Source organism: Streptomyces sp. NPDC001415, assembly GCF_053597395.1.
The window spans coordinates 172,916-197,293 of the sequence record NZ_JBSFIE010000011.1 but is presented as its reverse complement, the minus strand read 5'-3'; the positions used below and the strand labels follow the sequence as shown (position 1 = coordinate 197,293).

The following is a 24,378-nucleotide window of genomic DNA, read 5'->3' as shown; positions in this document are numbered from 1 at the left end:
GTGGGTGCGGGCCACTCCCACCGGCTCTACCGGCACGGCCACTCGCCCGTCCACGACCTGCCCCCGCACTGCAAGCTCGCCGCGGTGTTCCTGTTCGTGGTCGTCGTGGTGTCCACACCGCGCGAGGCGATGTGGGCCTTCGCGCTGTACGCCGTGCTGCTCGCCTGCGTGGCGGCCGCGGCCCGCATCCCGGCCGGGTACCTCCTGAAGCGGCTGCTGATCGAGATCCCGTTCGTGGCGTTCGCGGTGCTCATGCCGTTCGTCGTGCCCGGCGAGCAGGTCCACGTCCTCGGCCTCTCGCTCAGCGAGAACGGCCTGTGGGGCGCCTGGAACGTACTGGCCAAGGGCACCCTCGGCGTCGCCGCCTCCGTGATCCTCGCCTCCACCACCGAACTGCGCGCCCTGCTGCTCGGCCTCCAGCGCCTGCGGCTGCCGCCCCTCCTGGTCCAGATCGCGTCCTTCATGATCCGCTATGGGGACGTCATCACGGATGAGATGCGCCGCATGTCGATCGCCCGCCGCTCGCGCGGCTTCGAGGCACGCGGGGTGCGCTCGTGGGGCGTCCTCGCCAAGTCGGCCGGCGCGCTCTTCATCCGCTCCTACGAACGCGGCGAACGCGTCCATCTCGCGATGGTCAGCCGCGGCTACGCCGGGACCATGCCGGTGATCGACGAGGTGACGGCGACCCGCGCCCAGTGGACGCGGGCCGCGACCCTCCCCGTGGCGGCGCTCGCCGTTTGTGTGCTGGGCTGGGCTGGATTCTGTGACAGGTGAGAGTGCGATGACTTCTGAGACCGCCGAGACCGCGGAGACCGTTGAGTCTGACGAGATTGCTGAGACCACCGAGACTGCTGAGGCTGCCAAGACCGTCGAGACTGCTGAGGCCCCTGTGAGTGTCCCCTCGCTTGAGGTGTCGGGGCTCGCCTTCGCCTACCCGGACGGCCATCAGGCGCTGTTCGGCGTCGACCTGACCGTGGCGCGAGGCGAGCGGGTCGCGCTGCTCGGCCCCAACGGCGCGGGCAAGACCACCCTCGTCCTCCACCTCAACGGCATCCTCGAAGGGGGCGCGGGCTCGGTGACCGTCGCGGGCCTGCCGGTCGCCAAGAAGAACCTCGCCGAGATCCGGCGCCGGGTCGGCATCGTCTTCCAGGACCCCGACGACCAGCTCTTCATGCCGACCGTCCGCGAGGACGTAGCCTTCGGCCCGGCGGCGTCCGGGGTGCGCGGCGCGGAGCTGGAGGAGCGGGTGATGGATGCGCTCACGCAGGTGGGGATGGCCGAGTACGCCGACCGGCCGCCGCACCACCTGTCCTTCGGACAGCGCCGCCGCGTCGCCGTCGCCACCGTGCTCGCGATGTCGCCGGAGATCCTCGTCCTGGACGAGCCCTCCTCCAACCTGGACCCGGCGTCACGGCGTGAACTGGCCGATATCTTGCGGGGGTTGGACGTAACCGTCCTCATGGTCACGCATGATCTCCCGTATGCGCTGGAGCTGTGCGGGCGGGCGGTGATCCTGAGCGAGGGGGTCATCGCTGCGGATGGGCCCACCGGGGATGTGCTGTCCGATGCGGAGTTGATGCGTGCGCATCGGCTGGAGCTGCCGTTCGGCTTCGACCCGGCGTCGACGTAGCCGCTCCGCTGGGGGGCGGGTATTTGTGTGCGGGGCGGTGGGGCTGGGCTGGGTTGCGCAGTTCCCCGCGCCCCTAGCAGGATTGTCCTGGTCCGCACGGACATCTTCAGCCCGTCATGGGGGTCCCCCCTGGCCCTTAAGGCCTTGGGGGAGTTTGAGGACGAGCGCCCTTCAGGCGCGAACGGGGTCTGGGGCGGAGCCCCAGGTAACGACCACCGGGCCGCAGCCGAACGACACCCCCGGCGGGTTTCGGGAAGGGGTGGGGTGGGGGCATCCGGGGTCTGGGGCGGAGCCCCAGCGCCTCGCCGCGCACCGCCCCGCACCGCACCGCACCACCCTGCCCCCCCCGGCCCGCATCCCGCCCCCCGCCCGTCGGGCACCATGGTGAGGGCGTCAGCGCGGCGCCAACGCAGGGTAAGGAGCGGATCGTGGTTGACGTACAGGGCGCCGTAGCACCGGGATACGAGCCGGTGAAGGACGCCTTCGTGCGGAACTTCGAGCAGCGCGGCGAGCGCGGAGCAGCGGTCGCCGTGTACCGGGACGGCCGCAAGGTCGTCGACCTGTGGGCCGGCACCAAGGACGTGGACGGCACCGCCCCCTGGGCGCTGGACACCGCCCAGATAGTCCGCTCGGCCACGAAGGGCGTGGCCGCCGCCGTCCCCCTCCTTCTGCACCAGCGCGGCCGGCTCGACCTGGACGCCCCGGTGTCGACGTACTGGCCGGAGTTCAAGGCGGCCGGCAAGGAGCGCACCCTCGTACGGCACCTGCTCTCGCACCGCGCCGGGGTGCCCGCCCTTGACCGCCCGCTGACCCCCGCCGAGGCAGCCGACGGCGAGTCCGGCCCGGCGGCCGTGGCCGCGCAGCCCCCGTTCTGGGAGCCCGGCACCGCGCACGGCTACCACGCGCAGACCTACAGCTGGCTGCTCGGCGAGCTGGTCCGGCGCGTCACCGGGCGCACCATCGGGCGCTGGGCGGCCGAGGAGATAGCCGGGCCGCTCGGCCTGGACTTCTGGATGGGGGTGCCGGACGCCGAGGCGCACCGGGTGGGCCGGGTCGGCCCCGTAGAGGCGCCCGAGGGCGAGGGCGGGCTGCGGCTGAGGCCCAAGCGCAGCGTCGCCGAGGCCTACCAGGACCCCCACTCGCTGACTCGGCGCGCGTTCGGCGCGATCGACCCGCTGCCGGACGAGAACGACCCCGCCTACCGCGCCGCCGAACTCCCCGCCTCCGCCGGCATCTCCACCGCCCGCGCGCTGGCCCGTTTCTACGCCGCCACCATCGGTGAACTCGACGGCGGGGAGCGGCTGTTCGCGCCCGCGACGCTCACCCTGGCCCGCACCGAGGAGAGTTCGGGACCGGACAAGGTCCTGGTCGTGAACACCCGCTTCGGGCTCGGCTACATGCTGCACGGCCCGGCCTCCCCGCTCCTTGCTCCCGGCTCCTTCGGACACCCCGGGCGCGGCGGCTCGCTGGGATTCGCCGACCCCGAGTCGGGGACCGCGTTCGGCTATGTGACCAACGGCCTGCAGAAGGGCGTCACCGCCGACCCCCGTGCCCAGGCCCTGGTGAGGGCGCTACGTTCGACCGTATGACGCATCCTCAGTCGATTTCCCAGGCGACCACTCAGGCGGCTTCCCGGACAGCCTTCCAGACGGCCACCCACGCGGCCTCCCAGGCAGCTTTCCGGACCGCACGCTTCGACGGACACGCGGTACTGATCACCGGCGCGGGGCGCGGCATCGGCGCCGCCACCGCGCGCAGACTGGCCGCAGAGGGCGCCCAAGTCCTGGTCACCGACGTCGAGTTGGGACGGGCGGCGGAAACGGCCGCCGAGCTGAAGGGCGCCGTCGCCCGGCACTGCGACGTGTCCGACCGGGCCTCGGTGGAGGCCGCGGTGGCCTTCGCCGTCGAGGAGTTCGGCCGGCTCGACGTCCTCGTCAACAACGCCTACTCCTGCACCCCGGACGCCGCGCGCTTCGAGGACGAGGACGACGACGAATGGGCCCGCGACCTCGACATCAGCCTCACCGGCGCCTTCCGCTGCGCCCGCGCCGCCCTGCCGCACCTCGCCGCCTCCGGCCGGGGCGCGATCGTCAGCGTCGGCTCGGTCAACGGCGAGCAGGACTTCGGCAACCACGCCTACAGCGCCGCCAAGGCGGGCCTCGCCTCCCTGACCCGTACGCTCGCCGGGGACGCCGCGCCGCGCGGAGTACGGGTCAACCTCGTCGAGCCCGGCACCGTCCGCACCCCCACCTGGGACGGCCGCGAGGCCCAACTGGAGCGGATGGCGAAGATGTACCCGCTGGGCCGTGTCGGCGAGCCCGAGGACATCGCGGCGGCCGTCGCCTTCCTCGCCTCGGCCGACGCGTCCTGGATCACCGGCACCACCCTGCGCGTCGACGGCGGCCTGCTCGCCGTCAACACCGGCTTCCAGCGCGTCGTCAGCGAGGCGTAAGAGCCTGTGTCTGACCCGGATGGGCACAGGCTCTACCCCGCCCGCAGCATCAGCCCGATGCCCACCACCAGGAGGCCCGCCGCGGCGATCCTGGGGGCGCCGAAGCGTTCCTTGAAGAAGACCGCGCCGATCGCCGCGCCCACGATGATCGATGATTCGCGCAGCGCCGCGATCGGGGCGAGCGGCGCCCTGGTCTGCGCCCACAGGACGAGCCCGTACGCGGTGACCGAAAGTGCCGCGCCGAGCAGCCCCCGCGCCGCGAACGGGCGCAATTCCACGGCCAGTCGGGACCGTCGGCGATATACGGCGTAGGCGGGGATGGCCAGGCCCTCCAGGACCATCAGCCAGGCGATGTAGCCGAACGAGGAGCCCGAGGCGCGCACCCCGACGCCGTCGACGACGGTGTATCCGGCGATCGTGAGGCCGGTGGCGAGCGCCGCGAGGATGGCCGGCCAGTTGGGCCGCGTACCGCGCAGGCCCCACAGGGCGACCCCGACCAGACCCGTGCAGGCCACCGCCACGCCCGCCAGCTGCCAGGCGTTCGGCATCTCGTGCACGAACACGGCGGCGAGCACGGTCACCACCAGCGGGGCCGTGCCGCGCGCGATCGGATACATCTGCCCGAAGTCGCCCAGCGTGAACGACCGCATGAGCAGCAGCATGTACGCCACGTGCAGCGCCGCCGAGGTCAGCAGATACGGCCAGGCCCCGGCGTGCGGCAGCGGCACGAACGGCAGCGCGAGCAGCCCGATCAGCGCGCCGCCGCCGGATATCAGGGTGAAGGAGAGCAGCTGGTCCTTGAGATGGTGGGCGAGCGCGTTCCAGCTGGCGTGCGTGAGGGCCGCGAGCAGCACCGCGCACGTGACGGTCACGGTCACGAGTGCCGCTCGCACACGTAGGGGTCCGGAGAGTTCATGGCCCGCACGCTAGTGGTAGGTGTACGGGCCATGCGAGGGGGGGCAGGGCCTGCGTCCGCAGCCCGGCGGCAGGTCAGCCCGCGCGCAGGACCTGCGCGACGATGGGCCCCGCCGCGTCTCCGCCGTGCCCGCCGGACTGCACGAGGGCGGCGGCCGCGAGGTCGTCGCTGTAGCCGGTGAACCAGCTGTCGGACTTGTTCTGACCGTCCTTCTCCGCGGACCCGGTCTTGGCTCCCTTGGCCCCGCCGACGCTCTCCATGGCCACGGTCGCGGTCCCGTAGGAGGCGGTCGCGGTGATGTGCATCATGTCCCGCAGCTGGTCGGCGACGCCCGAGGGCAGCGGGTTGGCCTGCGCCAGCGCGCGGCCGTCGAGCGACTGCGGCACGATCACCGGCTGACGGAACTGGCCCGACTTCGCGGTCGCCGCGATGGACGCCATGTCGAGCGGGCTCATCTGCACCTTGCCCTGCCCGATGTACGCCGCCGCCGTCTCGGCACCCGCGGAGGCGGGCACGCTGCCGTCGAAGGACGGCACGCCGACCTTCCAGTCCTGGCCGATGCCGAAGTAGTTGGCCGCCACGCGCCCCAGCGCCCCGTCGTCGTTCACGTCGTCGACGAGCTTGATGAAGGCGGTGTTGCAGGACCGGGCGAAGCTCTTGGAGAAGGGCTGGCCGTCCATCGAGAAGTTGTTGAGGTTGTGGAAGGTGACGCCCTGCCACATCGCGTCCGCCGGACACTCGGTGGGCTTGTCCGCGGCCGCCTTGCCCTTCTCGATCAGCATCGCCGCCGTGACGATCTTCATCGTCGAGCCGGGTGCGACCCGGCCCTGGAGCGACGCCGGGAACTTGTCGGTGCGGTTGTCCGCGACCGCCCGGATCTCACCGGTGCTCGGCTTGACGGCCACCACCGACGACTCTCCGAAGCCCTTCACCGCCTTCTCGGCGGCCGCCTGCACATCCGCGTCGAGGGTCGTCTTCAGCTTGCCCGGCGTGCCCTTCTGCAGGGTGATCAGCGTGCGGGCCGGGGCGCCGTTGCCCTGGATCTGGAGCTCGATGCCGGGCGTGCCGTCCACCTTGGCGCCGTACTTCTGGCGCAGGCCGTCCAGGATCGCGCCGAGCGAGGGGTACTGCTCCTTGGTCAGCGGGCGGTCCTTGTGGTCGACGGCCTGGATCTCGGGGTTCTGCGCCTTGTCCGTCACCAGGTGCTCGCCCGTCTTCAGCTGCGGGTGCAGCACGGCGGGCTGCCAGTCGACCAGCGCCTTGTGCGTGGACTGGCCGCGTACGACGGTGAGTTGGGAGGCGTAGGACAGCGGGGCCGTCTTCCCCTCGAAGGAGACGTCGGCCTTGACCGTGTACGGGACGACCGCCCCGTTCGGCGCGCCGGGGGTGACCACCACGTTCGTGAGGTGCGCCTGGTCGCGGAAGCCGGTCAGCGCGGCCGAGGCGCCCTGCTGGTTGTTGGTCAGGGCGGCGGCCCCCGCGGCGTCGCCCTTCGCCCAGGCCTGGAAGAAGCCGGTGGACGTCTCCTTGATCTCGTCCGCGCCCGGCGGCCCGGTGCGCGCGGGCGCGCCCTGCGTGTGCGTCCCACCGGAGCCCTTGCCGTCACCCCCGCCGACCAGCGTGTAGCCCCCGTACGCCACGCCTCCGGCTATTACTACGAACACCCCGCCCACGATGGCGACCTTCGCTCCACTGCGCATTCCGCAGTTCCCCTCCCCAGGAGTCCCCCGAACCTCTTGAACGTGTTCAAGGGTTACTTGGGGGCGACTCTACGGGACGGCAGCGACAGCAGTGCTCTCAGTTGTCGAACGGTTACCCGAACGCGACCGGCATCACACCCAGCTGTCCAGCCACATCCGGCTGCGCCACGAGTCGACGGGGATGGCCGTGCCGGTGTAGATCGGCCAGAAGTACACGAAGTTCCAGACGATCAGCAGGACGAGCACACCCGCCCCGATCGCGCCCACAGCCCGCCGCCGTTCCCCGGCGGCAAGCCCCGGCTCCCCTGGAGCGGCTGCGCCGCGCGCTGCCTGCGGTGGCCCGATGATCGCGCCGATCATCATCGCCACCGCCAGGCACAGGAACGGCACGAACACGACCGCGTAGAAGAAGAAGATCGTCCGCTCCTGGTACATGAACCAGGGCAGGTAGCCGGCCGCGATGCCGCACGCGATCGCCCCGGCCCGCCAGTCGCGCCGGAAGATCCAGCGCCACAGGACGTACAGGACCGCGAAGCAGGCGGCCCACCACAGCAGCGGGGTGCCGAGCGCGAGGACCTCGGCGGCGCACTTGCCGCTCGTGTTCGAGGGGCAGCCCTGGGTGCCGGGGTTCGGGCTCTCGTAGTAGTACGAGACGGGCCGGCCCAGGATCAGCCAGCTCCACGGGTTCGACTGGTAGGTGTGGCCCTCGGTGAGGCCGACGTGGAAGCTGTAGACCTCGGTCTCGTAGTGCCAGAAGCTGCGCAGCGAGGCCGGCACCCAGCTCAGGTCGAACTGCGGCAGGTGGTTGATGGTGCCGATGACCGGCAGCTTGATGTGGTCGGGGGACAGGCCCGCGCGGCCGTCCGCCCAGTTCCGCCCGTACCCCTTGTCGGTGACGAACCAGCCGGTCCACGACGCCATGTACGTGGCGATCGCGACCGGCACTGTGGAGAGGAACGCCCAGAACACGTCCCGGCGAAGGACCGCCCGGTAGGGGGTGACCGCCCCCGCCGTGCGCCGGGCGCCCACGTCCCACAGCACCGCCATCACGCAGAAGAAGACCAGGATGTAGAGGCCGTTCCACTTGGTTCCGCAGGCCAGGCCCAGCATGACCCCGGCCCCGATCCGCCAGGGCCGCCAGCCGAACCTCAAGGTCGCCGCGACCTCCGCGTCCGGGCGCAGCAGCCCGTCCTCGCCCTCGGGCAGCGCGGCCGCCAGTTTCGCTCGCGTACGGTCGCGGTCGACAAGGAGGCAGCCGAACGCGGCCACGACGAAGAACATCACGACCGTGTCGAGCAGCGCGGTGCGGCTCATCACGAAGTGCAGCCCGTCGACCGCGAGCAGCGCGCCCGCCAGGCATCCCAGGAACGTCGAGCGGAACAGGCGCCGCCCGATGCGGCAGATCAGCAGCACCGACAGGGTGCCGAGCACGGCGACCATGAAGCGCCAGCCGAACGGAGTGAAGCCGAACATCTTCTCGCCGATGCCGATGAGGTACTTGCCGACCGGCGGGTGCACCACATAGCCCGGCGCGGTCGGCACCGAGATGAGGTCCGGATTGGCGAGGATCGACTTGTCGATGTCCTTCGGCCAGTCGCCCTCGTAGCCGTGGTTGATGAGTGCCCAGGCGTCCTTGGCGTAGTACGTCTCGTCGAATATCACCGCGTGCGGGGCGCCCAGGTGCCAGAAGCGCATGAGCCCGGCGACCAGCGTCACCAGGAGCGGCCCCGCCCAGCCCGACCAGCGCACGATGCGCGCCGCCCACAGGGGTGGGATGCCGAGCACCGTCCACAGCCGCCCGGAGGGCCGGGCGAACGGAGGCACCAGGCGCTCGCGCAGCCCGGTTCTCGGCCGCACGACATGGCCGAACCGGCGCATGCGGTGCGGCCAGGAGGGCGGCTCGTCCCCGGCTTCGTGGCCCGGCAGGGTCTGTGGCGCAGTACTGGTCACCGCGCCATCGTAGGGAACTCACCTATGGGAGTCCCGTGGCCGGGCCCTGCCGACGCATGGTCGCGCCCGTGCCCCGGCCCGGCGGTCGCACGGTCGCCGGGCTGCGAGGATGGTTCGTGTGACCGGAACTCTCGTACTCGCAGGCACCCCCATCGGCGACACCGCGGACGCCCCGCCCCGGCTCGCCGCCGAACTGGAGCGGGCCGACGTCGTCGCCGCCGAGGACACCCGGCGCCTGCGCCGGCTGACCCAGGCGCTCGGCGTGCACACCCAGGGCCGGGTCGTCTCCTACTTCGAGGGCAACGAGTCGGCGCGCACGCCCGAGCTGGTCGAGGCCCTCGAAGGCGGCGCCCGGGTGCTGCTCGTGACGGACGCGGGCATGCCGTCGGTCTCCGACCCCGGGTACCGCCTGGTCGCGGCCTGCGTCGAGAAGGACATCAAGGTCACGGCCGTGCCGGGCCCCTCGGCGGTGCTGACCGCGCTCGCCCTGTCCGGGCTTCCGGTGGACCGGTTCTGCTTCGAGGGCTTCCTGCCGCGCAAGGCCGGCGAGCGCCTCGGCCGGCTGCGCGAGGTCGCCGACGAGCGGCGCACGATGGTCTACTTCGAGGCCCCGCACCGGCTCGACGACACCCTGGCCGCGATGGCCGAGGTGTTCGGCGCCGAGCGGCGCGCGGCGGTGTGCCGGGAGCTGACCAAGACGTACGAGGAGGTCAAGCGCGGCCCGCTGAAGGACCTCGCCGAGTGGGCGGCCGAGGGCGTGCGCGGCGAGATCACCGTCGTTGTCGAGGGTGCGCCCGATACGGGCCCGGCCGACCTCGACGAAGCCGAGCTGGTCAGGCGCGTACAGGTCCGCGAAGAGGCGGGGGAGCGGCGCAAGGAGGCCATCGCGGCCGTCGCCGTCGAGACGGGTCTACCCAAGCGCGAGGTCTTCGACGCGGTGGTGGCGGCAAAGAATGCGGCACGTCAGAGCCCTGCGGCGGGTAAAGGACTATCGTAAAAAGTAAAACGCAGGCCGCGCGCCGGGGCGGAGAAAAGCACGCAGCCCTAGGAAAGGCCAAGACCATGCCAACTCTCGACAGCCCCTGATGCGTTTTGGCAGCGAAAGGCGTCTCCTGGATCGGGGACGCTTTCGCCCCCGCTCGCAAGAGCGCTCGCAAGAGCTTGTCCAGCGGACAAGAGGAGCCGGCACATGAGTGAGATCGCTGAGACCACGGCACACGAGGCGTATGCCTTCGCGTGCATGAGGTGTGGATACGGCTGGGAACAGGCGTACGAAATAGAGCACCATACAGACGCCACTGGCCAGGCATTCGTCGTGTACAAGGCCAACGGCGAACGGGTGCCGTCCCCGCTGTCCGCCCCCACCTGCCTCAACTGCGGCGGGCACGTGGTGCGCATCATGCGTGCCGGGCGGGTTTCGACCGCACAGCAGTGGCTCAAGGACCACGAACCGCAGCCGGCCAAGTCCGAACTGGAAGACGCGGCCGAGACCGACGCGAAGCCGGAGCACCACTGGCACCTGTCGGACCTCCTGCACCCCTTCCACCGCAAGTGACCCGGGGCGTACGCCTTTCGTAGGATCGGGCGTATGAGTGCCGCCAAGGATGCCCCACCGCCACTGCCCGAGCCCCTCGGAGTGGCGGTGGCCGATTCGCACACCCACCTGGACATGCAGGACGGCACGGTCGAACAGGCCCTGGAGAAGGCCGCGGCCGTGGGCGTCACCACCGTGATCCAGGTGGGCTGCGACGTGAAGGGCTCCCGGTGGGCGGCGGAGACCGCCGAGGCGTACGCGCCCGTGCACGCGGCCGTGGCCCTGCACCCCAACGAAGCCCCCCGGATCGTCCACGGCGACCCCGACGGCTGGTCGCGCCAGGGTGCGCGCGGCCCCGGTGGCGACGGCGCACTGGACGAGGCCCTCGCCGAGATCGAGCGGCTCGCGGCACTGCCCTGGGTGAAGGCCGTCGGCGAGACCGGCCTCGATCACTACCGCACCGGGCCCGAGGGCAAGGCCGCCCAGGAGCGGTCGTTCCGGGCGCACATCGAGATCGCCAAGCGGCAGGGCAAGGCGCTCGTCATCCATGATCGCGAGGCGCACGCCGATGTGCTGCGTATTCTGCGTGAGGAAGGCGCCCCCGAACGGACCGTCTTCCACTGTTATTCCGGCGACGCGGAAATGGCCGAACTCTGCGCCGAATCCGGGTACTTCATGTCCTTCGCGGGAAACATGACCTTCAAAAACGCCCAGCCGCTGCGCGACGCCCTCGCCGTCGCCCCGCTGGAACTCGTTCTCGTGGAGACCGACGCGCCGTTCCTCACCCCGGTGCCGTACCGCGGACGGCCTAATGCGCCGTATCTCATTCCGGTCACGGTGCGGGCCATGGCGGCCGTGAAGGGCATCGGCGAAGACGTGCTGGCCGCGGCGATCGCGGACAACACCGCGCGCGCGTTTGATTACTGACCCATAACAGAATCCGGTCGCTGTCGGGCGGCGCACAGGGTAGTGCCACAACGCTGCGTAGTCGAATTGCTTTGGAGAGTGACCGCCGCTCCGCTAGTGTCCCGGGCCGCACCATCGGACCGGACCCTGGAGCGTCGTGAGCAATTCGCAGGGCAGTCACCGTGCCGCACGCGGCGGCCAGCGCGCCGCGACCGCCACGGCAACACCTCCGTACGGTGTCGCCACGGCAACGCCCCCCTACGGGATCGCCACGGGTGCCGAGCACGGGGTCGTCACGGGTACCGACGAGGCTTCCGCGACGACCTCGTTCGGCCCGCCCGCGCCCCGGTACCGCGGCTTCACGCCCGCGTACGCGGACCACGAGACCCAGGTCGCCCCGGTGCACTTCCCCGAGCCGCGCGAACCCGCGGTGCCCCGCCAGGACCCGGAGGCCGGGGGGCGGGCCGAGGCGCGCCGGGCGGCCCGGCGCCGCAAGTCGTCGGGCGGGCCCGACGCGCTGCGCCGCCTCCTCCCGCAGGCCCTGGTCGTCGCGTTCCTGGCGGGCGGCACCTCCGCGTTCGTCGCCAGCGACAAGGCGGTCAAGCTCACCGTCGACGGCGTACCGCGCACCATGCACACCTTCGCCGACAGCGTCGAGGAACTTCTCGGCGACGAGCACGTGCCGGTCGGGGCGCACGACCTCGTGGCACCCGGCCCCGCCGCCGCGCTCGCCGGAGGCGACGAGGTCGTGGTGCGCTACGGCCGCCCCGTCCAGCTCACCCTGGACGGCCAGCGCCACCAGGTGTGGACGACGGCCCGCACCGTCGACGGAGCCCTGCGCCAGCTCGGCGTGCGCGCCGAGGGCGCCTTCCTGTCCACGTCCCGCTCCTCGGAGATCGGCCGCGAGGGCCTCACCCTCGACGTACGCACCGAACGCTCGGTGACCTTCCTCGCGGACGGCCGCGAACGCACCCTGCGCACCAACGCGGCCACCGTCGCCGACGCCCTCGGGGAAGCGGGCATCTCCCTCCAGGGCCAGGACACGACCTCCGTACCGCCCACGTCCTTCCCCCGCGACGGGCAGACGGTCACGGTCATGCGGATCAGCGGAACGAAGGAGGTGCGGGAGGAGCCCATCCCGTTCAAGGTCGAGAAGACCAAGGACGACACGCTGTTCACGGGCACGCAGATCGTGGTCCGCCAGGGCGAGCAGGGCGCCCGCAAGGTCACGTACGCGCTGCGGACGGTCAACGGCGTCAAGCAGAAGCCGAAGAAGGTGGACGAGGAGGTCGTGCGCGAACCGGTCACCCAGCAGGTCAAGGTCGGCACCAAGGCGCTGCCGTCCTCGGTGGGCGGCGCCGACCACCTCAACTGGGACGGCCTGGCCCACTGCGAGTCGGGCGGCCGCCCGAGCGCGCTCGACCCGTCGGGCACGTACGGCGGGCTGTACCAGTTCGACGCGGGCACCTGGCACGCGCTCGGCGGCAGCGGGCGGCCCGAGCAGGCTCCGGCCGGCGAGCAGACGTTCCGGGCGAAGAAGCTGTTCGTGAGCCGGGGGGCGAGCCCGTGGCCGCACTGCGGCCGTAGGCTGTATCGGTGAGCACCACTGAGCCCGACGCCCTCCTTACCCCCGCCGACATCCGCGAACTGGCCGCGGCGCTTGGCGTACGCCCCACCAAGCAGCGCGGTCAGAACTTCGTCATCGACGCCAACACGGTCCGCCGCATCGTGCGCACCGCCGAGGTCCGCCCCGACGACGTGGTGGTGGAGGTGGGCCCGGGCCTGGGCTCGCTGACCCTGGCGCTCCTTGAGGCGGCGGACCGGGTGGTGGCGGTCGAGATCGACGACGTCCTGGCGTCCGCGCTCCCGTCGACGATCGCGGCGCGCATGCCGGGGCGTGCGGATCGTTTCGCTCTGGTCCACTCCGACGCGATGCTGGTCCAGGACCTGCCGGGCCCGCCCCCGACCGCACTGGTGGCGAACCTCCCGTACAACGTGGCGGTCCCCGTCCTCCTCCACATGCTGGGCCGCTTCCCGAGCATCGAACGCACCCTGGTCATGGTCCAGGCCGAGGTCGCCGACCGCCTCGCGGCGAAGCCGGGCAACAAGGTGTACGGGGTGCCCTCGGTGAAGGCGAACTGGTACGCGGACGTCAAGCGGGCCGGGTCGATCGGCCGGAACGTGTTCTGGCCGGCGCCGAACGTGGACTCGGGCCTGGTGTCCCTGGTCCGTCGTACGTCCCCGGTGGCGACGTCGGCCTCCAAGGCGGAGGTCTTCGCGGTGGTGGACGCGGCGTTCGCCCAGCGCCGCAAGACCCTGCGGGCGGCGTTGTCGGGGTGGGCGGGCTCGCCTGCGGCGGCGGAAGCGGCCCTGGTGGCGGCGGGAGTCTCCCCCCAGGCGCGGGGCGAGGCGCTGACGGTGGAGGAATTCGCGCGGATCGCTGAGAACAGGCCGAGCTAGGCGCCGCTTGCGGCGGGCTTTTCCTCCCCCCGGCCCTTCCCGCTGTGACACTCTGCGGCTCCGCCGCGTGGCCTCCGGGGGATGGCGTTCGGCTGCGGACCGTGCGTGGCTCGTCGCTCCCCCAAGTTCTCGGCTTCTCCCCCAAGTTCTCGGCTTCGCTCGAACAGGGGGGACCCCCATGAACAGGGGGGACCCCCATCGCGGCGGAGCCGCACAATGTCACAGCCCCGCGCCCCTAGCAGGATCATGCTGGCTCAGATCGGCATCTTCAGCCCGTCATGGGGGTCCCCCTGGCCCTTAAGGCCTTGGGGGAGTTTGAGGACGAGCGCCCTTTAGGCGCGAACGGGGGTCTGGGGGCGGAGCCCCCAGGGTCCTTCACCCCCGGAGGCCACGCGGCGGAGCCGCAGAGTGTTGCAGCGGGAAGGGGCGGGGTGGGGGAAAATGAACCGCCCGCACCCGAAGGAGCCCGCCCCGTGACCCCCCGCACCGTCACCGTCCGCGTCCCCGCCAAGGTCAACGCCCAACTCGCCGTGGGCCCCGCCCGCCCCGACGGATTCCACGACCTCGCCAACGTCTTCCTCGCCGTCGCCCTCTACGACACCGTCACGGTGACCCCCGCCGAAGAACTCCGCATCACCTGCACCGGCCCGGACGCCGCCCAGGTCCCCCTGGACCGCACCAACCTGGCGGCCCGAGCGGCGGAGCTCCTCGCGGCCCGCCACGGCATCGAGCCGAACGTCCACATCCACATCGACAAGGACATCCCCGTAGCGGGCGGCATGGCAGGCGGCAGCGCGGACGGCGCGGGCGCGCTCCTCGCCTGCGACGCCCTGTGGGGCACGGGCGCCGAACAGTCCCAACTCCTCGACATCTGCGCCGAGTTGGGCAGCGACGTACCGTTCAGCCTCGTCGGCGGAGCAGCCCTCGGCACGGGACGCGGCGAGAAGCTCACCCCGCTGGAAGTGGGCGGCACCTTCCACTGGGTGTTCGCGGTGGCGGACGGCGGCCTCTCCACCCCGGCGGTGTACCGCGAGTTCGACCGCCTCACCCCGGACGCCCCCGACCCCGTAGCCTCCCCCGCCCTCCTGGACGCGCTGCGCACCGGCGACGCGAAGGCCCTCGCGGCCGCCCTCACCAACGACCTCCAGCCGGCCGCCCTGTCCCTGCGCCCCTCCCTCGCGGACACCCTGGAGACGGGCAAGCGGGCGGGCGCCCTGGCCGCCCTCGTCTCGGGCTCGGGCCCGACCACGGCCTTCCTGTGCGCCGACCCGGAGTCGGCGGAGAAGGTCGCGGCGGCCCTCACTGCATCGGACACCTGCCGCACCGCGCGGGTGACCAGCGCACCCGCCCACGGCGCGACGATTCTGCCCGCCTGAGCTCAGAGCTCGTCCACGCCGGTGAGATCGATCTCGATGGCATAGGGCTTACCTACCTTGAGCTGCTCGCGCTGCATGCCCATGTGTACGTACGCCTTGGTCAGCGGGTCGAGCTCGTAGACGTGAACCACCGGCTCACTGCCGTCGCCGCCCCGCTCGACCCGCCAGAAGTTCGGGATACCGGCGGCGGCGTACTTCTGCGGCTTCGTCGTACGGTCCCGGGACTCGGAATCCGGGGACACGACCTCGACGGCCAGCAGCACGTCCTCCGCGCGATAGCGCGTCTGGTCCGGTCCGGCGACCGACTCGGCCCTGACCACGATGACGTCGGGCTCGGGGCCATTGCGGTTGTCGAGAACGACGGTCATCTCCCGCTTGACCTTGAAGGCGGCGGGTAGATCACGGCGCAGGCCGTTGACCAACACGTCCATCACGTCGGTGTGGAAGTTGTGCTGCGGGCTCGCAAAGACCAGGCTCCCGTCGATCAGCTCGGTCCGCGACGGGAGCTCGGGCAGCGTGAACAGGTCGTCCACGGTGTAACCGTCCTGAGGCGGTCGGGGCCACTAGTACTCGACGGGCTCGTCAGCGTTCATGGTTTCTTCCATGGACGGGATCCTTCGGCCTGCCCGTCCACGATGGCCGCCGCTTTCCGATCACGTCACTACGAAGGGTGACGTGGTCGTGTCCTGTTCGACCCAGGCCGGTCGTCAGCCCCGGTGCCCCGCGACGAACGCGGTCCACGCCCGCGCCGAGACGGCGAACTGCGGACCCTGCTTGTCCTTGGAGTCGCGTACGTGGACGGTGGCCGGGCAGACCGCGACCTCTACGCAGCTGTCGCCATCAGGGCTGCTGTAGCTCGACTTGTGCCATGCGAGGGCGACTTCTACGCAGTTGTCGCCCTGCGTGCCGCTGAAGCTGCTCTTGAACCAGGTGAGTTCTGTGCTGCTCATAGGGCTCCTCGGATTTGCTCCAACAGGTCCCGTGATTCAGCTGGGTTGAGGGCCTGCGAGCGCAGTGTGTCATACGCCTGCTGGAGGGGGCCTACCTCTTTCAGGTCGCTGATTAGGCGCCCGATCATCTGCCCCTCGGAGTATGCGTACCGCTTCCCGTCCGGCCCTTCCAGCAGCGCGACTGGTCCATCCAGACAAGCGTGGAACTCGCAACCCAGAGGCATGATTTGGAGCGTCACGTTACGAGGCTTCGTGCTCTCCAGCACGTGGTCCAGCATGTCCCGCGTCACCTCCACACCGCCCAGCCGTTCCCGGAACACCGCCTCCGACACGATGAAGCTGAACGGCACGTTCGGCCGCTCCAGCAGCAGCCGTTGGCGTTCCATCCGCGCGATGAGCTGGCTCTCCACCTGCTCGTCGGTGAGGGGCGGTACGGCGTTCTGGAACAGCGTGCGCGCATACGCCTCCGACTGCAACAGCCCCGGCACCATGCGGCATTCGTACGTGCACAGGCTTACCGCCGTCCGTTCCCGGCGGGCCCACTCTCGGAACCACGCCGCCAACCCAGGATGCCGGGTCAGATGGCGGTACGCCTTCTTCAGTGCCCCCGTGCCGCCCAGCGGATCCTCCGCCCGGTCCACGAAGTCGCGGTCCGGCATGCGGCGGCCCAACTCGATTGATTCCACGGTGTGTTTGGAGAAGCGGACCAGCGACGCGAGGTCTTCGCGGGTGAGGCCGGCGTGTTCGCGCAGGCCCTGGACGAACGCCCCGAACGTCTTCAGGCTGTCGGACGAAACGGGCTCGCCCGCGCCGTACTCCCAGTCGTCGGTCATGTGCCGCCACCTTCCGGTGAGTTGATCTCCCCGCTCAACTCACCCAGGGTGACCGCTGACGGCCGTACCGTCCACCCTCCGTGTCCGTACGCTCGCTCAGCGTACGGATCGCTAGGCGGCCCGCATGCTGGTCTTCGCCAGCTCGTACGCCGGGAGCATTTCCGTCTGCTCCTGCGTGTCCAGTCCGCTCAGGTGCAGGACCAGCGTGCCCTTCGGGGTGACCACCGCCAGGGCCCGCTCCTGCTTCGACTCGTCCATCAGCTTGTTGTACGTCTCGTAGACGACCTCGGTCGCCGGGAACGCGCCCGCCTTGATCTCCTTGTACGCCGCCTTGCTCGCGTTCTTGTTCGCGCCGACGAACGCCTCCAGGGCCGCGCGCGGCGTGCCGGACTTGGCGGTGTCGGTCCAGGCGCGCATGAAGCCGACGTTCCCCGCCGGCTTCGCATCCATCTCGCAGGCCATCGTGAACGGGCCCTGCTTGCTGAGTCCGGCGAGCGGGGAGTCCGCGGGGTCCGGCTCCACAGGCTTCGCCTTCCACTTCGCCGCCAGATCGAAGGCGACGGGCAGGGTGCAGGCCGAGCCCGTCGCCCCCACTGTGCCGCCCTTGGCCGCCGTCGCCGAGCCCTGCGAGGGCTTGGCCGGGCTCGACGGCGACGACGCCTTCTCCTTGCCGCACCCCGTCAGTGCCGCCCCCGCCAGCACCAGCGCCACCGCGCCCCGCACCGCATTCCGCTTCATGAGCCCCCGCCCCTTTAAAACTCGTATGGCAACTCGCGAACCGAGGACGTGAACCCCGGATTACCGAACGTATGATCCCCTGATCGCGCACCGCACGCTGTCCGACCCCCCGCGGCGACTACCCTGGATGACGATCCATCCCCCTGCTCAGGAGTGAAATGGCCGTCAACCTGGTCAATGTCGAGGCAGTCAGCAAGGTGTACGGGACCCGTGCCCTGCTCGACGGTGTTTCCCTCGGCGTCTCCGAAGGGGACCGGATCGGTGTCGTCGGGCGCAACGGCGACGGCAAGACCACCCTGATCCGGATGCTCGCCCAGCTGGAGGAGCCGGACACCGGGCGGGTCACGCACGTGGGCGGGCTGCGGCTCGGCGTGCTCACCCAGCACGACTCGCTGGACCCCCAGGCCACCGTCCGGCACGAGGTCATCGGCGACCTCGCCGACCACGAGTGGGCCGGCAACGCCAAGATCCGCGACGTACTGACGGGCCTGTTCGGCGGGCTCGACCTGCCCGGGTTCTCGCAGGGCCTGGACACCGTCATCGCGCCGCTCTCCGGTGGCGAGCGGCGCCGTATCGCGCTCGCCAAGCTGCTCATCGGTGAGCCGGATCTGATCGTGCTCGACGAGCCGACCAACCACCTCGATGTCGAAGGGATCAGCTGGCTCGCCCGGCACCTCCAGGCACGGCGGTCCGCGCTCGTCTGCGTCACCCACGACCGCTGGTTCCTCGACCAGGTCTGCACCCGCATGTGGGACGTCCAGCGGGGCTCGGTGTTCGAGTACGAGGGCGGGTACTCCGACTACGTCTTCGCGCGCGCCGAGCGCGAGCGCATCGCCGCCACCGAGGAAGCCAAGCGGCAGAACCTCATGCGCAAGGAGCTGGCCTGGCTGCGCCGCGGCGCCCCGGCCCGTACCTCCAAGCCGCGCTACCGCATCGAGGCCGCCAACGAGCTCATCGCCGACGTGCCGCCGCCGCGCGACACCAGCGAGCTGATGAAGTTCGCCAACGCCCGGCTCGGCAAGACCGTCTTCGACCTGGAGGACGTGACCGTCCAGGCGGGCGAGAAGCTGCTGCTCAAGCACCTGACCTGGCAGCTCGGCCCCGGCGACCGCATCGGCCTGGTCGGCGTGAACGGCGCGGGCAAGACCTCGCTGCTCCGCGCGCTGACCGAGGCCTGGCGCACCGCGGGCGAGGCCCAGCCGGCGGTGGGCAAGGTCGTCGTCGGCAAGACCGTGAAGCTCGCCTACCTCTCGCAGGACGTCGCCGAACTCCCGCCCGCCCTGCGGGTGTTGGAGGCCGTCCAGCAGATCCGCGACCGCGTCGACCTCGGCAAGGGCCGTGAGATGACCGCCGGCCAGCTCTGCGAGCAGTTCGGCTTCTCGAAGGAGAAGCAGTGGACTCCCGTCGGGGACCTCTCCGGTGGTGAGCGGCGGCGGCTCCAGCTGCTCCGTCTCCTCATGGACGAGCCCAACGTGCTCTTCCTCGACGAGCCCACCAACGACCTCGACATCGAGACGCTGACCCAGCTGGAGGACCTCCTCGACGGCTGGCCCGGCTCCATGGTCGTCATCTCCCACGACCGGTTCTTCATCGAGCGCACCACCGACCACGTGTGGGCGCTGCTCGGCGACGCCACGCTGCGGATGCTGCCGCGTGGCATCGACGAATACCTGGAGCGCAGGCAGCGGATGATCGAGTCCGCGCCGGCTCCGGTCGCGGCCCCCTCCGCCAAGCCCGCGAGCACCGTCTCGGCCCAGGACGCCCGCGCCGCGAAGAAGGAACTCCAGAAGGTCGAGCGGCAGCTCAACAAGATCTCCGACCGCGAGACCAATCTGCATGCGCAAATCGCCGATAACGCCACGGACTTCGGGAAGGTGGCGAAACTGGATGCCGAGCTGCGCGAACTGATCGCCGAGCGCGACGAGTTGGAGATGCGCTGGCTCGAACTGGCCGAGGAGGCCTGAGGCACACCTTTACGAGCGTCTTGCGGCGCTTGCGTAGAGACGGCGTACAGACTCAGTAACGGCGGCATTACGGGCCGGTTCTCCCTTGGGAACAGGGGCGACCGGCCCGTGGCGTGTGGTGCTCCGAGTGATACAAAGTAGCTCCGTTCGACTGACGTAAAGACGCAAAGACGCAAATTCGGGGGTATCTCGCTGTGACCCAGCCGCCCAGTTCCCAGCCGCCGCAGGGGGGCTTCGGAGCACCGCAGGACAAGCCTCAGGGACCGCCTGCCCAGCCGCAGGGGCCGCCGCCCCAGCCGCCGCAGATGCCGGCCGCGCCCCCCACACCGCCGGGCATGCCGCCGCAGATGCCGCCGACTCCGCCGGCCGGAGCGCCCGGCTACGGCTACCCGCAGGCGGCCCCGCCGCAGGCCCAGCCCGGCTACGGCTACCCGGGCCAGCCCCCGACCGGCCCCAACCCCTACGCGCAGACCCAGCAGGGCGGCTACGGCTACCCCGGTCAGCCGCAGTACCCGGGCGCACCGGTGCCGCCGCAGGGCGGTGGCAAGAACCCGTTCAAGGGCAAGCCCCTGATGATCGTGGCCGCGGCGGTCGCGGGCCTCCTGGTCATCGGCGGCGGCGTGTACTTCGCGACGAGCGGCGGCGGTGACGACAAGAAGCCCCTCGCCGACAAGAGCAACAGCGCACAGCCCTCCGGCTCGCCCTCCGTCGACAAGGGCGACGGCAAGGGCGACGGGGGCAGCGACTCCAACGACATCAACGGCGGGATCAAGCCCGGCGAGGCGCGGGTCTGGCTGCACGAGAACGAGACCCCGCTGACTCAGAACGGCGCCGAGCAGTACGGCCCCTGGCGCCTGGGCGACGTCGTCGTCAAGGCCATGTACAAGGAGGTCGTCGGTTACGCCGTGGGCGACGGCAAGGAGAAGTGGAAGGCGTCCCTGGACACCCCCATCTGCGGCGCCCCGCACGACACCACCGCGGACGGAAAGATCGTCTTCGGCGTCCAGGAGAACAACACCAAGGACGCCAAGTGCAACCAGCTCCAGATGGTCGACCTGGCCGCCGGCAAGGCGGGCTGGAAGGCTCCGGTGCCGTCGGAGGGCCTCTTCGACATCATGGTCGGCGGCGACATGGCGATCAGCGGCAACACCGTGGTGCTTGCCCGCATGGGCGGCGCGAGCGGGTTCTCCATCACCGACGGCAAGAAGCTCTACGGCACCCCGAAGACCGGCAACTGCCGCTCCGACGCGTTCGCCGGCGGCCCCAAGCTGATCTCCGTGGGCACCTGCACCGACCCGAACAACACCAGCATGGACGCCCCGCAGTCGGAGCTCCTCCAGGAGCTGGACCCGGCCACCGGCAAGCCCAAGTGGAACTACCAGTACGAAAAGGGCTGGTCGATCCGGCGCGTCTACTCGATGGACCCGCTGGTCGTCTACGCCACCAACAAGGACAAGAAGACGTGGAACATCTCCACCTTCAACCCTGACGGCAAGGTCCGCTCGCAGGTCGACTCCAAGTCCCAGCTGACCGCGAACTGCAGCGGCTTCGGCATCACCGAACGCAAACTCCAGGACTGCTCGGGCACGGCCGCCGACGCCAACACCCTCTACATCTCCACCGACGGCAAGGACAGCGGCGACCTCGGGGTCGGCCGCAGCAACGACGTGGTCGCCATCGACCTCGGCACCGGCAAGGAGAAGTGGCACGCGGCCGCGCCCAAGGGCCGCATGATGCAGCCGCTGGCCGTCGAGGGCGGCAACGTCGTGCTCTACATCGAGCCCGGCATCGACGACACGGGGGCCGCGATCGCGACCCTGCCCGCGACCGGCGGCACCCCGACGATCACCCTCCAGAGCCCGGCGGCGGCCGGCAGTACCGAGCGGAACTTCTTCGGCCCGCACCTGGCATGGGCCGGCGGGCGGTTCTTCATGCTGAACGGACGGGTGAAGAGCCCCAAGGGCGACCAGAGGGACAACTCGCTCCTGTCCTTCGGCAAGTGACGCCCCAACTCCCCGTCCCCGCCTTCCAGTCAGAGGTCCCCCCGGCATGAGTCAGCCACCCCAGCCCCACCAGCCACCGCAGCCCGAGGACGCGCCCAAGAGCTTCGGCGCCCCGCAGCAGCCCCCGGCCCCCGGGTTCGGCGCGCCCACCCCGCCGCCGCCCGCGGGCCCGCCGAGCACCCCGCCGCCCGCGACCCCGCCCGGCTACGGCTACCCGCAGACACCCGGCACCCCGCCCCCGGCGTACGGCTACCCGCAGACCCCGCCGCAGCAGCCCGGCTACGGCTACCCGGGCCAGCCGCAGCAGCCGGGCCAGCCCGGCCAGGCCGGTTACGGCTACCCGACGCCGCAGCCCGCCACCCAGCCGATGCAGCCGCAGTACGCGACGCCGGGCGCGCCCGGCCCCGGCGGGCAGCCCGGCGGAGGCAAGAAGCTCAACACCCAGATGATCATCATCGTCGCGGCGGTCGTCGCGGTGGCCCTGATCGTCGGCGGTGGCGTCTGGTACGCGAGCAAGGACGACGGCAAGAGCGACGCCAAGTCCGGGGACACCGGCGGCGCCAAGGGCGACACCGGCGGCAGCGCGACCGGAGGCGGCGGCAAGGAGAAGGCCCCCGCCAACACCTCCGCCAAGGTGCTCTTCCAGACGCCCCAGCCCAAGGTCACCGACCTCACCGCGGTGAACGGCTCCTGGCTCACCGACAAGGTGTACGTCAAGTCCGGCGTCAAGGAGATCGTCGGCTACGACCCGGCCAAGGGCACCCCGCTCTGGAAGCTCCCGCTGACCGGCAACGTCTGCGAGTCGACCACGCACGTCTCGGCCGACGGCAAGACCGCGTTCGCCTTCGAGAGCCAGGAGGCCGGTTCCAAGTTCGCCTCCTGCACCGAGGCCGCCGGCCTCGACCTGAACACCGGCAAGCTGCTGTGGCAGGCGAACATCAAGGGCGCCAACGGCGACCGCAAGACCCGCTTCGACGAGATCACCCTCGGCGCGGGCACCGTCGCCGCGGGCGGCCTCGACGGCGGCGCGGCCTGGGACCTGAACACCGGCAAGGAACTGTGGAAGCCCACCACCACCGCCGACCAGTGCAAGGACGTCGGCTACGGCGGCGGTGACGCACTCGTGGCGGTCCGCAAGTGCGGCGACTACGAGAAGCCCACCATCAACATCCAGACCCTCGACCCCAAGTCGGGCCAGCCGACCTCGACGTACAAGATGCTGCCCGGCATCCAGTACGCCCACATCGTCTCCACCAGCCCGCTGGTGCTCGCCGCCGACGTCGGCCAGAGCGCCGGCGACGGCAGCGGCATCTCGGACTTCTTCTCCGTCGACGCCAAGACCGGCAAGCTGCTCGCCCGCATCCCGGCCCCCGGCGACAAGTACGCCGCCGACTGCGACGGCACCTCCGTCGAGAAGTGCAAGATGGTCACGGCCGGCAACGGCAGGCTGTACGTGCCGACCGAGCAGCACGAGAACGCCGCCGCCGGATCCTCCGGCTCGCTCGGCCGCACCAACGAGATCCTCGCCTTCGACCTCACCACCGGCCAGCCCGTGCCCGGCAAGGCGGACGCGGGCGACGGCTACACGCTGTACCCGATGCGCATGGACGGCAACAACGTCATCGCGTACAAGGACGCCCCGTACAACAAGGGCACCCAGGTCGTCAGCATCGACGGCGGCAGCCTCAAGTCGACGCTGCTCCTGGAGAACCCGGCCGACCGCGCGGTCCGCGACGCGATCACGTCGTTCTCGCCGAAGTACTCCGAGACGCTCTACGCCAACGGCCGCCTGTACCTGGGCGCGGTGCGCCTGAGCAAGCCGTACTCGGCGAGCGACGCCGACAAGAAGTTCCTGTTCATGGCGACCGGCACGAGCTGAGCCACGGACGAGCGAAGGCCCCGGTGGCGGAGTTGATTCTCCGCCACCGGGGCCTTCTCATTTCCCTGCGCATGGGCCGAGTTCGCCCCTTTACTTCCCCTCCTTCTTCCTCAACCGGCCCTGAATGGCGGAGAATTCGGCATTCCGGGGGCTTCTTACCGGTAAGGGGCGCGCGGCGTCGAACAAGCGTGTAGCTTGCCGGGGCAAGAGGGGCCGGGGACCGGGGGGTCCGAGTGGGCTGCCCTCAGCTCGTGGAGCTGGGGAGGGCCCGGGGGAGTGGGGGTAGCTCGATGGGCGTGCGGCTCATGGTGGTCGACGACCACCGGCTGCTCGCCGAGGCACTCGCCTCGGCGCTGAAACTGCGGGGCCACCGGGTGCTCGCCGCTGCGGCTCCGGTCGCCGGGGCCGCCGAACTGGTGGTGAGCCGGGCACCGGAGGTGTGCCTGCTCGGCACGGCCTCGCCTGCCGAACCAGGGGTGTTCGACCCGATCGTACGGATCAAACGGGAGCGGCCGCAGGTGGCCGTGGTGGTGCTCGGCCCGGTGCCGAGCCCGCGCGGAATCGCGGCGGCGTTCGCGGCCGGGGCGTCGGGATACGTGCGCCACGACGAGCGCATAGAGGGCGTCGAGCGGGCGATGGTGAAGGCCAGGGCGGGCGAGGCGGCCGTGGCCCCGCAACTGTTGCAGGGCGCGTTCGCCGAACTCCTCAACCCGGCCGCCCAGCCCGACGACGAGGGCCAGCGCCTCCTCCAACTCCTCACCCCGCGCGAGGTGGAAGTCCTGGTCAGGGTGGCGGACGGCGAGGACACCCGGCTCATCGCGGCGGGCATGGGAATAGCGCCCTCGACCGCCCGGACCCACGTCCAGAGAGTCCTGATGAAACTGGGGGTCGGCTCCCGCCTGGAGGCGGCGGCGCTGGCCGCGAGAACGGGCCTCCTGGACCGCGCGGCCCAGCCGGCCGCCCCCTCGGAAACGCCTTAGCCACCGGTGCGGGGCGGGGCGGTGCGCTGGGGCTCCGCCCCAGACCCCGTTCGCGCCTGAAGGGCGCTCGTCCTCAATCGCCGGACGGGCTGAAGATGTCCGTGCGG

General features: G+C 71.0%; 21 protein-coding genes. 14 read left to right on the top strand and 7 right to left on the bottom strand.

Annotated elements, in window-relative coordinates; genetic code table 11:
- The 4 genes from cbiQ to ACWC2B_RS17815 all read left to right on the top strand — a co-directional run bounded on the left by cbiQ (window position 1) and on the right by ACWC2B_RS17815 (window position 4,082).
- On the top strand, window positions 1-774 hold the full coding sequence (gene cbiQ / locus ACWC2B_RS17830; RefSeq protein ID WP_450717473.1) for a cobalt ECF transporter T component CbiQ: 774 nt from the start codon (window positions 1-3) through the stop codon (window positions 772-774).
- 7 nt (window positions 775-781) lie between these two features.
- Entirely contained in the window at window positions 782-1,630 is an 849-nt protein-coding gene (locus ACWC2B_RS17825; RefSeq protein ID WP_450717471.1) for an energy-coupling factor ABC transporter ATP-binding protein, read from the top strand.
- 425 nt (window positions 1,631-2,055) lie between these two features.
- The gene (locus tag ACWC2B_RS17820; protein WP_450717584.1) at window positions 2,056-3,219 is read left to right on the top strand and encodes a serine hydrolase domain-containing protein; all 1,164 of its coding nucleotides are present in this window, start codon (window positions 2,056-2,058) and stop codon (window positions 3,217-3,219) included.
- A complete protein-coding gene (locus ACWC2B_RS17815) occupies window positions 3,216-4,082 on the top strand; it encodes an SDR family NAD(P)-dependent oxidoreductase (RefSeq protein WP_450717469.1) in 867 nt (288 codons plus the stop codon). The genes ACWC2B_RS17820 and ACWC2B_RS17815 overlap by 4 nt, the downstream gene beginning before the upstream one ends.
- 32 nt (window positions 4,083-4,114) lie before the next feature.
- Here ACWC2B_RS17815 and ACWC2B_RS17810 read toward each other — a convergent pair whose 3' ends face one another.
- From ACWC2B_RS17810 to ACWC2B_RS17800, 3 genes are all read right to left on the bottom strand, one after another.
- Window positions 4,115-4,960, bottom strand: coding sequence for an EamA family transporter (locus ACWC2B_RS17810; protein ID WP_450717467.1), 846 nt, complete (start codon window positions 4,958-4,960; stop codon window positions 4,115-4,117).
- Between the two features lie 112 nt (window positions 4,961-5,072).
- The gene (locus ACWC2B_RS17805; protein ID WP_450717465.1) at window positions 5,073-6,698 is read right to left on the bottom strand and encodes a penicillin-binding transpeptidase domain-containing protein; all 1,626 of its coding nucleotides are present in this window, start codon (window positions 6,696-6,698) and stop codon (window positions 5,073-5,075) included.
- A gap of 132 nt (window positions 6,699-6,830) precedes the next feature.
- Window positions 6,831-8,648, bottom strand: coding sequence for a dolichyl-phosphate-mannose--protein mannosyltransferase (locus ACWC2B_RS17800; RefSeq protein WP_450717463.1), 1,818 nt, complete (start codon window positions 8,646-8,648; stop codon window positions 6,831-6,833).
- Between the two features lie 109 nt (window positions 8,649-8,757).
- On the opposite strand from ACWC2B_RS17800, the gene rsmI reads away from it, so the two are divergent.
- The 6 genes from rsmI to ACWC2B_RS17770 all read left to right on the top strand — a co-directional run bounded on the left by rsmI (window position 8,758) and on the right by ACWC2B_RS17770 (window position 14,924).
- Window positions 8,758-9,645 (top strand): 16S rRNA (cytidine(1402)-2'-O)-methyltransferase, encoded by an 888-nt coding sequence (rsmI, locus tag ACWC2B_RS17795; protein WP_450717461.1) that lies wholly within the window; start codon window positions 8,758-8,760, stop codon window positions 9,643-9,645.
- Window positions 9,646-9,837: 192 nt separating this feature from the next.
- On the top strand, window positions 9,838-10,203 hold the full coding sequence (locus ACWC2B_RS17790; RefSeq protein WP_450717459.1) for a hypothetical protein: 366 nt from the start codon (window positions 9,838-9,840) through the stop codon (window positions 10,201-10,203).
- Window positions 10,204-10,236: 33 nt separating this feature from the next.
- A complete protein-coding gene (locus ACWC2B_RS17785; protein WP_450717457.1) occupies window positions 10,237-11,109 on the top strand; it encodes a TatD family hydrolase in 873 nt (290 codons plus the stop codon).
- A 136-nt stretch (window positions 11,110-11,245) separates the two neighbouring features.
- The gene (locus ACWC2B_RS17780; protein ID WP_450717455.1) at window positions 11,246-12,688 is read left to right on the top strand and encodes a ubiquitin-like domain-containing protein; all 1,443 of its coding nucleotides are present in this window, start codon (window positions 11,246-11,248) and stop codon (window positions 12,686-12,688) included.
- Entirely contained in the window at window positions 12,685-13,548 is an 864-nt protein-coding gene (gene rsmA / locus ACWC2B_RS17775) for a 16S rRNA (adenine(1518)-N(6)/adenine(1519)-N(6))-dimethyltransferase RsmA (protein WP_450717453.1), read from the top strand. Before ACWC2B_RS17780 ends, rsmA begins: the two co-directional genes overlap by 4 nt.
- Window positions 13,549-14,021: 473 nt before the next feature.
- Entirely contained in the window at window positions 14,022-14,924 is a 903-nt protein-coding gene (locus ACWC2B_RS17770) for a 4-(cytidine 5'-diphospho)-2-C-methyl-D-erythritol kinase (protein ID WP_450717451.1), read from the top strand.
- Window positions 14,925-14,926: 2 nt separating this feature from the next.
- On the opposite strand, the gene ACWC2B_RS17765 is transcribed toward ACWC2B_RS17770, so the two are convergent.
- From ACWC2B_RS17765 to ACWC2B_RS17750, 4 genes are all read right to left on the bottom strand, one after another.
- Window positions 14,927-15,457, bottom strand: a complete 531-nt coding sequence (locus tag ACWC2B_RS17765) for a Uma2 family endonuclease (protein ID WP_450717449.1) — start codon at window positions 15,455-15,457, stop codon at window positions 14,927-14,929.
- A gap of 174 nt (window positions 15,458-15,631) precedes the next feature.
- Window positions 15,632-15,874, bottom strand: coding sequence for a DUF397 domain-containing protein (locus tag ACWC2B_RS17760; RefSeq protein WP_450717447.1), 243 nt, complete (start codon window positions 15,872-15,874; stop codon window positions 15,632-15,634).
- The gene (locus tag ACWC2B_RS17755; protein ID WP_450717445.1) at window positions 15,871-16,707 is read right to left on the bottom strand and encodes a helix-turn-helix domain-containing protein; all 837 of its coding nucleotides are present in this window, start codon (window positions 16,705-16,707) and stop codon (window positions 15,871-15,873) included. Before ACWC2B_RS17755 ends, ACWC2B_RS17760 begins: the two co-directional genes overlap by 4 nt.
- 111 nt (window positions 16,708-16,818) lie before the next feature.
- Window positions 16,819-17,445 carry a lipoprotein gene (locus ACWC2B_RS17750; RefSeq protein WP_450717443.1) on the bottom strand — a complete coding sequence of 209 codons (627 nt, stop codon included), beginning with the start codon at window positions 17,443-17,445 and terminating at the stop codon, window positions 16,819-16,821.
- Window positions 17,446-17,603: 158 nt separating this feature from the next.
- On the opposite strand from ACWC2B_RS17750, the gene ACWC2B_RS17745 reads away from it, so the two are divergent.
- The 4 genes from ACWC2B_RS17745 (at window position 17,604) to ACWC2B_RS17730 (ending at window position 24,271) form a co-directional block, all read left to right on the top strand.
- Entirely contained in the window at window positions 17,604-19,409 is a 1,806-nt protein-coding gene (locus ACWC2B_RS17745; RefSeq protein WP_450717441.1) for an ABC-F family ATP-binding cassette domain-containing protein, read from the top strand.
- A gap of 335 nt (window positions 19,410-19,744) precedes the next feature.
- Complete coding sequence (locus ACWC2B_RS17740) at window positions 19,745-21,412, top strand: outer membrane protein assembly factor BamB family protein (RefSeq protein ID WP_450717439.1); 1,668 nt, start codon at window positions 19,745-19,747, stop codon at window positions 21,410-21,412.
- A gap of 46 nt (window positions 21,413-21,458) precedes the next feature.
- A complete protein-coding gene (locus tag ACWC2B_RS17735; protein ID WP_450717437.1) occupies window positions 21,459-23,291 on the top strand; it encodes an outer membrane protein assembly factor BamB family protein in 1,833 nt (610 codons plus the stop codon).
- Window positions 23,292-23,581: 290 nt separating this feature from the next.
- Window positions 23,582-24,271 (top strand): helix-turn-helix transcriptional regulator, encoded by a 690-nt coding sequence (locus ACWC2B_RS17730; protein ID WP_450717435.1) that lies wholly within the window; start codon window positions 23,582-23,584, stop codon window positions 24,269-24,271.
- Window positions 24,272-24,378: the final 107 nt, after the last annotated feature.

What these genes read in the sequence shown, in the direction of transcription:
- ACWC2B_RS17825 (WP_450717471.1), top strand. Translation starts at nt 782, where the DNA reads ATGACTTCTGAGACCGCCGAGACCGCGGAGACCGTTGAGTCTGACGAG.
- ACWC2B_RS17815 (WP_450717469.1), top strand. Translation starts at nt 3,216, where the DNA reads ATGACGCATCCTCAGTCGATTTCCCAGGCGACCACTCAGGCGGCTTCC.
- ACWC2B_RS17805 (WP_450717465.1), bottom strand. Translation starts at nt 6,698, where the DNA reads ATGCGCAGTGGAGCGAAGGTCGCCATCGTGGGCGGGGTGTTCGTAGTA.
- rsmI (WP_450717461.1), top strand. Translation starts at nt 8,758, where the DNA reads ATGGTTCGTGTGACCGGAACTCTCGTACTCGCAGGCACCCCCATCGGC.
- ACWC2B_RS17790 (WP_450717459.1), top strand. Translation starts at nt 9,838, where the DNA reads ATGAGTGAGATCGCTGAGACCACGGCACACGAGGCGTATGCCTTCGCG.
- ACWC2B_RS17785 (WP_450717457.1), top strand. Translation starts at nt 10,237, where the DNA reads ATGAGTGCCGCCAAGGATGCCCCACCGCCACTGCCCGAGCCCCTCGGA.
- ACWC2B_RS17760 (WP_450717447.1), bottom strand. Translation starts at nt 15,874, where the DNA reads ATGAGCAGCACAGAACTCACCTGGTTCAAGAGCAGCTTCAGCGGCACG.
- ACWC2B_RS17755 (WP_450717445.1), bottom strand. Translation starts at nt 16,707, where the DNA reads ATGACCGACGACTGGGAGTACGGCGCGGGCGAGCCCGTTTCGTCCGAC.
- ACWC2B_RS17750 (WP_450717443.1), bottom strand. Translation starts at nt 17,445, where the DNA reads ATGAAGCGGAATGCGGTGCGGGGCGCGGTGGCGCTGGTGCTGGCGGGG.
- ACWC2B_RS17745 (WP_450717441.1), top strand. Translation starts at nt 17,604, where the DNA reads ATGGCCGTCAACCTGGTCAATGTCGAGGCAGTCAGCAAGGTGTACGGG.
- ACWC2B_RS17740 (WP_450717439.1), top strand. Translation starts at nt 19,745, where the DNA reads ATGCCGCCGCAGATGCCGCCGACTCCGCCGGCCGGAGCGCCCGGCTAC.
- ACWC2B_RS17735 (WP_450717437.1), top strand. Translation starts at nt 21,459, where the DNA reads ATGAGTCAGCCACCCCAGCCCCACCAGCCACCGCAGCCCGAGGACGCG.
- ACWC2B_RS17730 (WP_450717435.1), top strand. Translation starts at nt 23,582, where the DNA reads ATGGGCGTGCGGCTCATGGTGGTCGACGACCACCGGCTGCTCGCCGAG.